The sequence below is a fragment of the Methyloligella sp. GL2 genome (assembly GCF_013341275.1).
Lineage (GTDB): Bacteria > Pseudomonadota > Alphaproteobacteria > Rhizobiales > Methyloligellaceae > Methyloligella.
This window is the reverse complement of record NZ_CP054476.1, coordinates 1,001,559-1,013,830: the sequence shown is the minus strand read 5'-3', so window position 1 is coordinate 1,013,830 and position 12,272 is coordinate 1,001,559. Positions and strand designations below refer to the sequence as shown.

Genomic DNA, 12,272 nt, shown 5'->3' with positions numbered 1-12,272 from the left:
CGCTTCCCAATTTAGAGCCAGAAATCGGGCTCCGCCCGCGCCAGCCGGCCGCCGAGCCGGATCGGCGCGAAGGCGGTCGCGAGCCCGGTCTTGTCGTCCACCTCCAGCGCCACACCGCAGATCGTCGCTTCCCCCGAGGCGGGCGAGAAGCGGCTGCTCGGGATCTGGCCGAGGAAGCGCGAGATCGGCTCGTCCTTGTCCATGCCGAGCACCGAATCGTAATCGCCGCACATGCCGGCATCGCTGATATAGGCGGTGCCGCCGGAGAGGATCTGGTGATCCGCCGTCGGCACATGGGTATGGGTGCCGACCATGCAGCTCGCCCGCCCGTCGATGAAATGCCCCATCGCCTCCTTCTCGGAGGTCGCCTCGGCGTGGAAGTCGAGAAAGATCGCATCCGCCCCGCGCTTCAGCCCGCAAGCCTCGATCTCGCGGTCCACCGCGCGGAACGGGCAATCCAAGCTGTTCATGTAGACGCGGCCCATGGCGTTGATCACCAGCACCTCGGCGCCGTTCCTGGCCCTGAACAGCCCGGCGCCCTTCCCCGGCGTGCCGGGCGGGAAATTCACCGGCCTGAGCATCTGGTCGTAGCGCTCGATGAACACCAGCGCCTCGCGCTGATCCCAGACGTGATTGCCGGTGGTCACCACATCGGCGCCGGCATCCAGAAGCTCGGTCAGGATCTGCTCGGTGATGCCGAACCCGCCGGCGGAGTTCTCGCCATTGATGATGACGAAATCGGCGGCGTAGCGCTCGATCAGGCCCGGCAGCGCCTCGATCGCCGCGCGGCGGCCGACCCGTCCGACCAAATCTCCGAGGAAAACAATCCGCATGAATGCGCTTTCAGACCGTCAGGGCGCCTTGTGAGGGGAAAGCGGAAAAAACGCCGGGATGCGATTCGAACGATCCAGGCGCGCCGCGAAGGAGCCGCGAATTCGATGGCCGCATCTTGGCGGCGGCAGAAGAAAAGCAAAGCCGCGAGACCGTCGGAGCAGAGATCCCTGGTGTCCCTACATAAGTAGGGGGGCGCCGAGTGCCGGAGACCACGATCCCCAACAGGGTCAGCTCCCATGAGATCTTATAGGGCCCGGGGAATAGCGCTCCTAACGCGCCTCGCAGCCTGCCGAAGCGGAATATAGCGATTGCTTGTTGAAGGTGCCAGATGCTTGCGCGCCGCGGGGCCTAATTCCCCGGCTTCACCAAGCCGAAGCGCTCGGTGAGCATCTCCAGCCGGTCGGCCGCGGCCCCGATCGTGTTGACCAGGCCCTTCTCCAGCGCGCGGTTATCGGCATCCGCTGCCGACATGCCTTGCACAATGTCGTTGAGCTCCGCGCGCAGCGCCTCGATCTGGCGCCGCGCCTCCCATAGCTCATCGGTGACCATAAGCGCCGCCATCAGCACCAACCGGTCGTCACCGATCTGCCCGAACTTGCGTTTCATCGTATCGACGTGAGTCGCAAGATGTTCGGACAGCGCAATCAGATGCGCTTCCTCCCCATCCCCGCACTCAAGCCGATAGGTCCGACCGTTTAGCGTGACGCTAACCTGTCCCATCGTCCTTTTCCGCGCGTTGCCGCGCTAGCGAGACGGCTTCAAGCCGATCCGTTCGCCGTCGGCAGATTATCCGCCAGCGACGTCCGTAGCGCTTCGAGCCTGCCGGACACTTCGTCATTGGCCGATTCCAGCCGATGCGTTCTCGCCCGCAATTGATCAAGCTCTATTAGAAGCTGGTCGCGCTCTTCGGTCATCAAACGCAAACGCTCCCGCAACGCCCCAACCGTCTCACCTTGTCGTATTTCGTCGACATGCGGACCGATGAGTGTTTCCAGAGCATCGAGTGCCGCATCCAATCGTTTGGTCGCCTCGTTGATATTATCCGTCCTAGATAGTGTCACCACAAGAACTCCCCGCTTAGGCACTGCTGAAAACTGCAGCGTGTTGGCCTCCGCTCCCTGAACTAGTGGTCAGTTCCGAATCGTACCCCCCGTTCCCAAATTCAACAACAACTGCAGTGAACTACGCTCACAGCGCGCGGCATATCCTCCTTTTTTAGGAGATTGACATCCGCTTGGCCGGCATGCTCTCACACCCTCTAGCATCCCAACATTGCCGTTACGCGCCCGGAGCCGGTTCCGATGGCTGACAAAACGCCGCCCTGCCGGCTTTATCTGCAAGTCCCGCACCTGCCCTCGCCGCGGATCGAGGCGAACCTGATCCACGCGCTTGGTCACGCCGACGTGGCGTGCGTTCTGCTCGAAAATTCGGAAAACACCCCGCTCGACCAAGACTGGGCCAAGCGTCTGCTCGCCCTCTGCCACGCCGAAGATGTCGCTTTTCTGCTGCAAGACGATGCGGACGCCGCCGAGGCCTTGGGGGCAGACGGTGTCCATATTTACGCCGATCCGGCTATCTACACTCGAGCACGAGAGCGCCTCGCGGAGGATGCCATCGTCGGAGCTTTCGTCATGAATCGACATGATGCCATGGCCTTAGCCGAGTTAGGATCTGACTATGTCGCATTTCCGGTACGGATGCAAAGTAGGACGCATTCTGATCAAATTGCCGTCGATCTCATCGCTTGGTGGAGCGAAATCTTCCAAATCCCTTGTGTTGCGTGGGATATCGAGACGGCTGAGGACGCGGAATTGGCCATGCGGGCAGGCGCAGATTTCATTTCTTTGACAGGACGTTGCCTAGAAGTGACAGATTTCGCCGAGAGACTCGCCGAGATCGGCAGCCGGATCGGAGGCGCCCGATGAGATCTGCGCTCCTCTGGCCTTGTCTTGCCGCCGCTCTTGTCCTGGGGAACGTCTTCGGGAATGCCTTGGTCAGCCCCGCCCGCGCTGCCGAGAGCAAGGCTTTCGCCGCCTTCAGCACCGGCCATTACCTGACCGCCTTGGATCTGGCCGAGAAGGAGGCCGCGGAGGGCTCGGCTCAGGCCTATACGCTGATGGGCGAGATCTATGCCGGCGGGCTCGGCGTTTCGCAAAATTTCGAGAAGGCCGCCGACGCTTACGCCAAGGGCGCAGATCTCGGCGATGTGAACGCTCAATTCGCCCTCGCCAATCTGGCCGCCGCCGGCGAGGGCGTGCCGAAGAATATGCGTATCGCCGCCGATCTGTTCGAGAAGGTCGCCAAGACCGGCCGTGCGGACGCGCAATATAATCTCGCCCTGGTCTATCTCTCCGGCAAAGGCCGCGAGACCAATGTCGGCAAGGCGGTGGAATGGATGACCAAATCCGCTGAGCAGGGCAATCCGTACGCCGAATACGATCTGGGCGCCCTCTACCAGTTCGGCCGCGGCGTTCCCCTCGATAAGGTCAAAGCCGCCGAATGGGTCGAGAAAGCCGCCGAGCAGGGCTACGACCAGGCGGAGATCGAATACGGCATCATGCTGTTCCGCGGCGAAGGCGTCGAGAAGGACGAAAAGCGCGGCGCCGAGTTCATCCGCCGCTCAGCCGAACAAGGCAATCCGGTGGGCCAGAACCGCCTCGCTCGCCTCTACGCCAACGGCCTCGTCTACAAGAAGGATCTGGTCGAGGCCGCCAAATGGCATCTCATCGCCCGCGAGGCCGGGATCAGCGATTTCGACCTGGAGCTGATGCTTTCGAAGCTCACCCCGGACGAGCGGCAAAAGGCTGAGTGGGCCGCTGAAGGCTGGCACAATAACAGCCTGAACGGCGCGCCGCTCGCCAGCTTCGGCGAAAATCCCCCCGCGCAAGGGGACCAATAGCGCGCGATCGCCCAACAGGCGTGGTTCGAGCCCATCGGACGGAGCGAGGGTTAGGCTCAAGCGGCACGCCGAACCCTACGCGGCTTGACAGCGCCCGCCTTTGCACGGCTAAAAGGCGCCACAACGCATTAGCTGACGCATTCGCTTAAGGCGCACCCCATGAAGATCAACGGCAACGAAATTCGCCCCGGCAACGTACTGGAGCATAAGGGCGGGCTCTGGCTCGCGGTGAAGACCAACCACGTCAAGCCCGGCAAAGGCCCGGCTTACGCCCAGGTCGAGCTGAAGAACCTGATCGACGGCACCAAGCTCAACGAGCGCTTCCGCGCTTCCGAGACGGTGGAGCGCGCCCGGCTGGAGCAGCGCGATTTTCAGTTCCTCTATCCAGAAGGCGATATGCTGGTGTTCATGGATCTTGAGAATTACGAGCAGATCCAGATCCCCCGCGACTCCCTGGAAGAGCGCGCCGCCTTTCTGCAGGACGGCATGCAGGTCGTGGTGGAGAGCCATGAGGGCAAGCCCATCGGCGTCTCCCTGCCCGACCAGGTGACCCTCGAGGTCGTCGAGGCCGAGCCCGTTGTGAAGGGCCAGACCGCCGCCTCCTCCTACAAGCCCGCCACGCTGGATAACGGGGTGCGGGTCATGGTTCCGCCCTTCGTCGGGACCGGCGAGCGCATCGTCGTCGACACCAACGAACTCACCTACGTCAAGCGCGCCGACTAGGCGGGACGCCAGCAGCTTCGGCTCGACACCAACCGGCTCCCGCTCCCTGGGCGCCCGACAACTGAAGACATTTCGGCTATGCCCGCCTCCGCCCTCATGAATGTGATGATCGGCGCCGCCCGTAAGGCGGGCCGCAGCCTGGCTCGCGATTTCGGCGAGGTCGAACATTTGCAGGTCTCCCTGAAGGGACCGGGCAATTTCGTCTCCGCCGCCGATATGCGCGCCGAGGAGATCATCTACACCGAACTCTCCCGCGCCCGCCCCGGCTACGGCTTTCTGATGGAGGAGCGCGGCCTCGTCGAAGGCGCCGACAAGACCCATCGCTGGGTGGTCGACCCGTTGGACGGCACCACCAATTTTCTCCATAGCGTGCCGCTGTTCTGCACCTCCATCGCGCTGGAGCGCGAGGGCGAGTTCGTCGCCGGGCTGATCTATGCGCCGGTGCTGAACGAGACCTTCACCGCCGAGAAGGGCAAGGGCGCCTTCCTCAACGACCGCCGCATCCGCGTCGCCGCCCGCTCCAGCCTCGCCGACAGCATCATCGTCACCGGCATTCCCCATCTCGGCCGCCCCGGCCAAAAGCAGTTCCTCGCCGAGGCCGAAGCGGTGATGGCGACCTGCGCCGGCATCCGCCGCACCGGCTCCGCGGCCCTCGATCTCGCCTGGACCGCGGCCGGCCGCTTCGACGGCTATTGGGAGCGCAATCTGCATCCGTGGGATCTCGCCGGCGGCATCGTCATTCTGCGCGAGGCCGGCGGCTTCGCTACTGATATGGACGGCAAGCCCTTGAGGGCCGATTGCACTGACGTGGTCGGCGGCAACGAGTCGATCCACACCGACCTGCTGAAGACCTTGAAGAAGGTCCCCCGCCCCATCGGCGCCTGACCGCCGAGGCCCCCGATACGCGCCCAGCCGCGACGCCGGCCGGCCTCCCCGCCCCTTCGCACAACCGCGACAATGAACAATGCCGTGTCCGTACGGTTTGTTGTGTCACGGGATTCAGCTAATCTCGCGCGGGGGCCGGAGGCGAAAGACCTCCGGACGGGAGGGCCCAAGGCGAAAAACCGCGGGAAAATCGGGGCACGCAATATGGCGGAAGAGACGTTTCAGGCGAAATTGACGCGGCCGCAGGTGTTTCTGTGGCGGATGATCTTGTTCCTCATCCTCACCGCGCTGCTCGGCGTCATCATTGACGGTCAGACTCACCAGATCCGCAACAGCTTCATGGCCAATCCCGGCCTGAACGGGCTGATCGTCGGCGTGCTGCTGGTCGGAATCGTCTATGCCTTCCGCCAGGTGCTGCGCCTTTATCCCGAGATTCGCTGGGTGAATTCCTTCCGCATCGCCGATCCGGGCCTTGCGGTGGAAAACCAGCCGGTGCTGCTTCTGCCCATGGCCACCATGCTCCGCGACCGCACCGGCCAGCTTTCGCTCGCCGCCGGCGCCATGCGCTCGCTGCTCGATTCCGTTGCCTCGCGCCTGGACGAGGCACGCGAGACCACCCGCTATTTGGTCGGGCTGCTGGTCTTCCTAGGCCTGCTCGGCACCTTCTGGGGCCTGCTGCAGACCATCGGCTCCATCGGCAACACCGTCGCCAGCCTCGACACCAACGGCACCGAGAGCACCATGCTGTTCGATCAGCTGAAAGAAGGTCTGATCGCGCCGCTTTCCGGCATGGGTACGGCGTTCTCCTCCTCGCTGTTCGGTCTTGCCGGCTCGCTGATCCTCGGCTTCCTCGACCTGCAGGCCGGCCATGCCCAGAGCCGCTTCTATAACGAGCTGGAAGACTGGCTGTCCGGCATCACCGAGCTGCAGTCCGGCGACTCGGGCAGCGCGGCCGGCGTGCCGCCGCAGCTTCGCTTCGCGCTGCTCGACATGCAGCGCTCGCTCTCCGATCTCAGCGACAACGTCGCCCGCAGCAAAGGCGGCGATTCCACCGCCGCGGTGCAGGAGTTGACCCAGACCGTCGACAAGATGATCAAGCAGATGCGCGCCGAGCAGAAGATCGTGCGCGAATGGGCCGACGATCAATCCCAGCAACAGCATGAGCTGGCCGAAACGCTTCGCCAGATCGCCGATAAGGCAACGCCGCCCAAGGAGCAGAAATAGCCATGGCCCTGGCGCGATCCCGCCGCCGGCCCCCGGGAGGCGATTACTGGCCGGGCTTCGTGGACATGCTCTCCACCTTGCTTCTGGTGGTGATCTTCCTGCTGTCCATGTTCATGCTCGCCAACTACTTCATCACCCAGCAGGCGAGCGGCAAGGACACGCTGCTGGCCCGGCTCAACACCCAGCTCTCCCAGCTCACCGAGCTTCTGGCGCTGGAGCGCTCCAAGAAGCAGTCACTGGAAGACAGCCTCGCCGCGCTGCAAGCCACCCTCGCCGACAAGACGGCGGAGAATGCGCGGCTGAGCGCCCTTCTCGAAGACCAGGGCAAGGAGACCGAAGGGGCCGAGGCCCGCGCCTCCAGCCTCACCAAACAGCTCGCCGAGCAAAAGGGCATCACCAACGACGCGCTGGCCAAGGTCGAGGTGCTGAACCAGCAGCTTGCCGCTTTGCGCCAACAGCTCGCCTCGCTGCAGGAGGCGCTCGAGGCGTCGGAAGCGCGCGACCGCGAAAGCCAGGTGAAGATCGCCGATCTCGGCAAGCGGTTGAACCTGGCGCTTGCCCGCAAAGTGCAGGAGCTCGCCCGCTACCGCTCCGATTTCTTCGGCCGGCTGCGCGAGATCCTCGGCAATCGCGAGGATATCCGCGTGGTCGGCGACCGCTTCGTCTTCCAGGCCGAGGTGCTGTTTGATTCCGGCTCCGCCGCGCTGAAACCCAGCGCCGAGCCGCAGCTCGACAAGCTCTCAAGCGCACTGAAGCAGCTGGAGGGCGAGATCCCCGAGGACATCCCGTGGGTGCTGCGGGTCGACGGCCATACCGACATCAACCCGATCGCCACGCCGGAATTCGCCTCCAACTGGGAGCTCTCTTCTGAGCGCGCCATCTCCGTGGTGAAATATCTGATCCGCGACGGGGTGAAGCCCTCCCGCCTGGTGGCGGCGGGCTTCGGCGAATATCAGCCGCTGGATCCGGGACTCAACACGGAGGCCTTCCGCAAGAACCGCCGCATCGAGCTGAAGCTGACCGAGCGGTAGAGGGCCTGCAGCCTCAATCCTTCGTCCGTCATGGCCGGGCGTGTCCCGGCCATCCAGGGGCATCACGCTCAGGAACAAGCCGCTCTGGATTGCCGGATCAAGCCCGCCAATGACGCATTACTTTGGGCCTGCACCCTTCGAGACGGGCCTTCGCCCCCTCAGGGTGAGGAGTAACCCCCTGCCCTCTCTCCTCATGGTGAGGGCGCTTCGCCATCGGCGAAGCGTGTCTCGAACCATGTGGCCCGCAGCGTTTCTCTGAGCCGTCATGGCCGGGCGTGTCCCGGCCATCCACGAACATCTAGAACCGCAATGCCGCAAACGTGGATGCCCGGAATAAATCCGGGCATGACGACGGAAAATGTCGAGCTCTCGCTCGCCCAACGCGCCCCACATCAAGCACGGCGTCATCCCGACGAAAGTCGGGATCCAGCAGCTTTCTCAGCGTATCGGGTTGGATGCCGGCTGTTGCCGGCATGACGAGATGATAAATTGTCGACTCGACAAGCGTTTACACCACGTCATCCTGAGGCGGCTGCCCTAGGCAGCCCTCGAAGGAGACGTGGTCCATGCTTCGAGGCCCGGCAGAGCCGGGCACCTCAGCATGACGGCTTCTAAGTAGCGCCACGGACTACGGGACTACTCCGCCGCATCCGGCGCGAATTGCAGCTCGGCGAGGCGGGCATACATGCCGCCCTTCTTGAGCAAGCTCTGATGCGTGCCCTCTTCCACCAGACGCCCGCCATCCATCACGAAGATGCGGTCGGCATTGGTCACGGTGGAAAGCCGGTGGGCGATGACCAGGGTGGTCCGCCCTTCCATCACCTTGTCGAAGGCCCGCTGCACCAGGATCTCGCTCTCCGAATCCAGCGCGCTGGTGGCCTCGTCCAGCAGCAGGATCGGCGCCTTGCGAAGCAGCGCCCGGGCGATGGCGATCCGCTGGCGCTGCCCGGCCGAGAGCCGCACGCCGCCCTCGCCGAGATTGGTGTCGTAGCCTTCCGGCAGATCCATGATGAAGTCGTGGGCGAAGGCGGCATTGGCAGCGGCCTCGACATCGCCGCGGCTCACCCCGGCAAGCCCGAAAGCGATATTCTCCGCCACCGTATCGGCGAACAGGGCCGGCTCCTGCGGCACCAGCGCGAAATGCGAGCGAAGCTCGTCCAGCGCGGCCCGGTTCACCGGCACCCCGTCGACAGTGACGATGCCGCGGGCCGGATCGTAGAAGCGGAGCAGCAGGGCAAACAGCGTGGTCTTGCCCGCGCCGGACGGGCCGACAATGGCCACCCGCTCGCCCGGCTCGATATGGAACGAGACCCGGTGCAGCGCGCTGGTCTCCTGCCGCGTCGGATAGGCGAAGGTCACCTCGTCGAAATTGATCTCGCCCTTGGCCGGAACCGGCATCGGCATCGGATCTTTCGGCGAGACGATCTGCGGCTTCACCTGCAAGATCTCGCCGAGCCGCTCAGCCGCGCCGGAAGCCTGGCTCACCTCACCCCAGACCTCGCTGAGCTGGCCGAGCGAAGCAGCGGCAAGCACCGCATAGAGCACGAACTGGCCGAGACTGCCGCCGCTCATGGCACCGGACATCACGTCCTGTGCGCCGTACCAGAGGATCGCCACCACCGATGCGAAGACCAGGAACATGGCCAGCGCCGTCAGCCCGGCGCGGGAGCGGTTGCGCGACAGCGCCGCGTTGAAGGCGCCTTCCACATCGGCATCGAAGCGCTGGCGGGCCGCCGGCTCGTTGACGAAGGCCTGCAGAATGCGCACCTGGGCCAGGCTCTCGCTGGCATAGGCCGAAGCCTGGCTCAGCGTATCCTGGGCCCGGCGCGACAGCGCCCTGACCGAGCGGCCATAGGCCACCAGCGGCAGGACGATGATCGGGATCGCCACCAGCACCAGCAAGGACAGCTTCCAGCTGGTGACGAACATCATCGCCAGCGCGCCGACCAGCATCAGGATATTGCGTAAAGCGAGGCTCACCGCCGTGCTCATCGCCGCCTTCACCTGGGTGGTGTCGGCGGTGAGGCGCGAGAGCACCTCGCCGGAGCGGGTCATCTCGTAGAAGGCGGGGCTCAGGGTCAGAAGATGGCTGAACACATCGGTGCGGATATCCGTCACCAGCCGCTCGCCGAGCCAGTTCACGTAGTAGAAGCGGGCCGCGCTCGCCAAGGCCAGCACTAGGCCGACGCCGATCAGGGTGATGAAATACTCGTCGATCAGGATCGGCTCGGCGCCGCTGAAGCCGATATCGATCATCCGCCGCACCGCCAGCGGCAACACCAAGGTGGCGACCGCCGAGACGATCAGCGCCAGCGCCGCGGCGGCGACCATACCCTTATAGCGGAGCACGTAGGATTTCAGATTGAGCAGCGGCGCAAGCGACCGCCGAGGCTTGGCCTCCTCGGCCGCCTCCTGCAATGGGTCGATCGGGGTGACCCGGCCGGCCGTTTCTGAATCGAGAGCTGTCACAATCTTACAATGGATTGGTTCTAGATTTGGGCGGAGAATGCGTCATCGGCAAGGTAGAGCGCAAGGATTACTCCCGCGCCCTTCCGGCGCAGGGGCGAAAGTCCCGCAAATCCGCCTCCCGGCCTTGTGCGCCCCGGCAACTTCCGGTATAGCCACGCCAAATTCTAAGACACACCCCTAAGATGCGGGTTAAGGCCATGAAGAAAGACATCCATCCCGATTATCATGCGATCAACGTCGTGATGACCGACGGGACCGAATTCACCACCTATTCGACCTATGGTTCGGAAGGTGAGACCATGAAGCTCGATATCGACCCCAAGACCCACCCGGCTTGGACCGGCGGCAGCCAGCACCTGATCGACCGCGGCGGCCGTGTTTCGCGCTTCAAGGCGAAATACGAAGGCTTCATCAAGTAGCCTGCGCTCAAGCAGGCCGGAGGCCGTTAGCGCAACGAAAAGAGGCCGGGTTCGCCCGGCCTTTGTCGTTCCGGCATAGGTCTGTTGGGGCCTGCACCCTTCGAGACGGGCCTTCGGCCCCCTCAGGGTGAGGATCGCGCCCGTACCCGATCTCCTCATGGTGAGGGGGCTTCGCCATCGGCGAAGCGTGTCTCGAACCATTTGGCCCACGGCCTTTCTTTGAATCGTCATGGCCGGGCGTGTCCCGGCCATCCACGAACGGTCTGAACCGCGGACGTTGTAAGCGTGGATGCCCGGAATAAATCCGGGCATGACGACGGAGAATGTCGAACCATCCGTAGACCGGCGCGCCCCGCATCCAGCACGGCGTCATCCCGACGAAAGTCGGGATCCAGCAACAATCTCAGACGATTGGGTTGGATGCCGGCTGTTGCCGGCATGACGCTTCACAGAAGGGCCTAGGCCCCTGGGCCCGCCCTACTCCGGCATCGGCAACTCAAGATCCGGCGCAGCCTCGATCAGCTGCGTCGTGGTGCTCTCGAAGCCGCTCTGCACCGTGGTGGTGACGGATTTCGTGATCCAGCCCGTCTCCGGATTCACCCAATAAACCTGGTGATGCTTGGTGCCGAATTGCGGATAGTCGTAATCCGCCTCCACCACCTGATGCATCACCCCGTCGAACTCCTCGTCCCGGCAAGCCTCGTTGGCGGCGGTCGCCGCCGCCTCTTCCAGATGTTTCTGCCCGTCCTCGGCCCGCTGGCCGCTATCCAGGGTACGCACCTCGGTCCAGCTCTTCCCCTTGTCGGTCGAGGAATACATCACGTTGTCGTAGACCAGCGTCCACTGCCCGGCGGCCGGCTCGATCATCTCCGTCATCCAGTGGCCGGGGCCGAGCTGATAATTGTAATTCGTGGTGCTGGGGCCGCCCTTGATCGCCTGGGTGACGTGGACCTTCACCGGCCCCTTGTCGCTCTGGTCGGTGAGCAGGCGGATAAACGTCTCCCGGCAATCTTCCGCCGCGCTCGGCGTGACGGAAACCAGGAGCAACAACGCAGCGAGAGGCAACCTCATGGCATTTTCTCCTCGAAGCTCCCTCGCCCGCCCCGGCAGATGAGGGGTTTATTCTCCGCTATTGAATGCGGCGCGCAACCGCGACATCTGGCTATGCAGCGGATGCTCCGCCTCCGGCGGGCTGTCCTTCTGCGTCAGCATGGCGTCGAGCCGGACCACCCGTTCCTGCAGCTTGAGGCTTTCGCCGATCAGCTCTTTCAGCCGCTCCGGCAGATCCTCGAAATCCTTGTTCGGCTTGTCGGAGCCTTTCACCGGCAGCTTGATCTTGCGCTGCTCCTCGATCGCCTGCTCCGGCGAGAGCTCGCCCTCGGTCACGGCGCGGCGAATCAGAAGCCAGGAGGCAAGCTGCATTAACCGTGTGGTAAGCCTCATGCTCTCGGTCGCGTAGGCGAGCGAAAGCGGCGGCTTCAGCGCGCGCGCCTCCAGCCGGCCATCCCCGTCGAGATAGGCCGCGGCTTCCTCCACAAGGGCCATACCCTCGCGAAAAACCGCCTTAAATTGTTCGGACTCGGCAAATTTGGCGCCGAACGAGATGGTTACCTCGCTGCCGTCTTCGCTCGAACTCTCCGCCATCGGCTAATTTCCCCTCCCGTCGCTGGCAAGCCGCACACTATGCCAAGTCGTCCCATTTCGGACCACCTCATGCGACAAAAGGTTAACCCCGGAATCAACCAAAAAAAGAGCCGCCTCGACGGGCGGCTCAGGAAGTTAACAGGG

13 protein-coding genes and 1 other RNA gene are annotated in these 12,272 nt (G+C 63.9%); 7 read left to right on the top strand and 7 right to left on the bottom strand.

Annotated elements, in window-relative coordinates:
• Positions 1 to 11 precede the first annotated feature (11 nt).
• The 4 genes from HT051_RS04790 to HT051_RS04775 all read right to left on the bottom strand — a co-directional run bounded on the left by HT051_RS04790 (position 12) and on the right by HT051_RS04775 (position 1,850).
• Positions 12 to 833 carry a TIGR00282 family metallophosphoesterase gene (locus HT051_RS04790; protein ID WP_174540974.1) on the bottom strand — a complete coding sequence of 274 codons (822 nt, stop codon included), beginning with the start codon at positions 831 to 833 and terminating at the stop codon, positions 12 to 14.
• 135 nt (positions 834 to 968) lie between these two features.
• Positions 969 to 1,125, bottom strand: a non-coding RNA gene (ssrS, locus tag HT051_RS04785) — 6S RNA.
• 57 nt (positions 1,126 to 1,182) lie between these two features.
• On the bottom strand, positions 1,183 to 1,554 hold the full coding sequence (locus tag HT051_RS04780; protein WP_174540973.1) for a cell division protein ZapA: 372 nt from the start codon (positions 1,552 to 1,554) through the stop codon (positions 1,183 to 1,185).
• Between the two features lie 38 nt (positions 1,555 to 1,592).
• Positions 1,593 to 1,850, bottom strand: a complete 258-nt coding sequence (locus tag HT051_RS04775; RefSeq protein ID WP_174540972.1) for a DUF4164 family protein — start codon at positions 1,848 to 1,850, stop codon at positions 1,593 to 1,595.
• A 285-nt stretch (positions 1,851 to 2,135) separates the two neighbouring features.
• Here HT051_RS04775 and HT051_RS04770 point away from each other — a divergent pair, with 285 nt between their 5' ends.
• The 6 genes from HT051_RS04770 (at position 2,136) to HT051_RS04745 (ending at position 7,596) form a co-directional block, all read left to right on the top strand.
• The gene (locus tag HT051_RS04770; RefSeq protein WP_174540971.1) at positions 2,136 to 2,759 is read left to right on the top strand and encodes a thiamine phosphate synthase; all 624 of its coding nucleotides are present in this window, start codon (positions 2,136 to 2,138) and stop codon (positions 2,757 to 2,759) included.
• On the top strand, positions 2,756 to 3,733 hold the full coding sequence (locus HT051_RS04765; protein ID WP_174540970.1) for a tetratricopeptide repeat protein: 978 nt from the start codon (positions 2,756 to 2,758) through the stop codon (positions 3,731 to 3,733). Before HT051_RS04770 ends, HT051_RS04765 begins: the two co-directional genes overlap by 4 nt.
• Before the next feature lie 159 nt (positions 3,734 to 3,892).
• The gene (gene efp / locus HT051_RS04760; protein WP_174540969.1) at positions 3,893 to 4,456 is read left to right on the top strand and encodes an elongation factor P; all 564 of its coding nucleotides are present in this window, start codon (positions 3,893 to 3,895) and stop codon (positions 4,454 to 4,456) included.
• A gap of 78 nt (positions 4,457 to 4,534) precedes the next feature.
• The gene (locus HT051_RS04755) at positions 4,535 to 5,341 is read left to right on the top strand and encodes an inositol monophosphatase family protein (RefSeq protein WP_174540968.1); all 807 of its coding nucleotides are present in this window, start codon (positions 4,535 to 4,537) and stop codon (positions 5,339 to 5,341) included.
• Positions 5,342 to 5,545: 204 nt separating this feature from the next.
• A complete protein-coding gene (locus HT051_RS04750; protein ID WP_174540967.1) occupies positions 5,546 to 6,565 on the top strand; it encodes a MotA/TolQ/ExbB proton channel family protein in 1,020 nt (339 codons plus the stop codon).
• Positions 6,566 to 6,567: 2 nt separating this feature from the next.
• Positions 6,568 to 7,596 (top strand): peptidoglycan -binding protein, encoded by a 1,029-nt coding sequence (locus tag HT051_RS04745; RefSeq protein WP_174540966.1) that lies wholly within the window; start codon positions 6,568 to 6,570, stop codon positions 7,594 to 7,596.
• A 636-nt stretch (positions 7,597 to 8,232) separates the two neighbouring features.
• On the opposite strand, the gene HT051_RS04740 is transcribed toward HT051_RS04745, so the two are convergent.
• Positions 8,233 to 10,065, bottom strand: coding sequence for an ABC transporter transmembrane domain-containing protein (locus HT051_RS04740; RefSeq protein ID WP_246810179.1), 1,833 nt, complete (start codon positions 10,063 to 10,065; stop codon positions 8,233 to 8,235).
• Positions 10,066 to 10,262: 197 nt separating this feature from the next.
• Between HT051_RS04740 and rpmE the strand changes: the two genes are divergently transcribed.
• Entirely contained in the window at positions 10,263 to 10,484 is a 222-nt protein-coding gene (gene rpmE, locus HT051_RS04735; protein WP_174540965.1) for a 50S ribosomal protein L31, read from the top strand.
• Between the two features lie 477 nt (positions 10,485 to 10,961).
• Here rpmE and HT051_RS04730 read toward each other — a convergent pair whose 3' ends face one another.
• Both HT051_RS04730 and HT051_RS04725 read right to left on the bottom strand, forming a co-directional pair.
• On the bottom strand, positions 10,962 to 11,555 hold the full coding sequence (locus tag HT051_RS04730) for a hypothetical protein (RefSeq protein WP_174540964.1): 594 nt from the start codon (positions 11,553 to 11,555) through the stop codon (positions 10,962 to 10,964).
• Positions 11,556 to 11,603: 48 nt separating this feature from the next.
• The gene (locus tag HT051_RS04725; RefSeq protein WP_174540963.1) at positions 11,604 to 12,128 is read right to left on the bottom strand and encodes a DUF1465 family protein; all 525 of its coding nucleotides are present in this window, start codon (positions 12,126 to 12,128) and stop codon (positions 11,604 to 11,606) included.
• Positions 12,129 to 12,272: the final 144 nt, after the last annotated feature.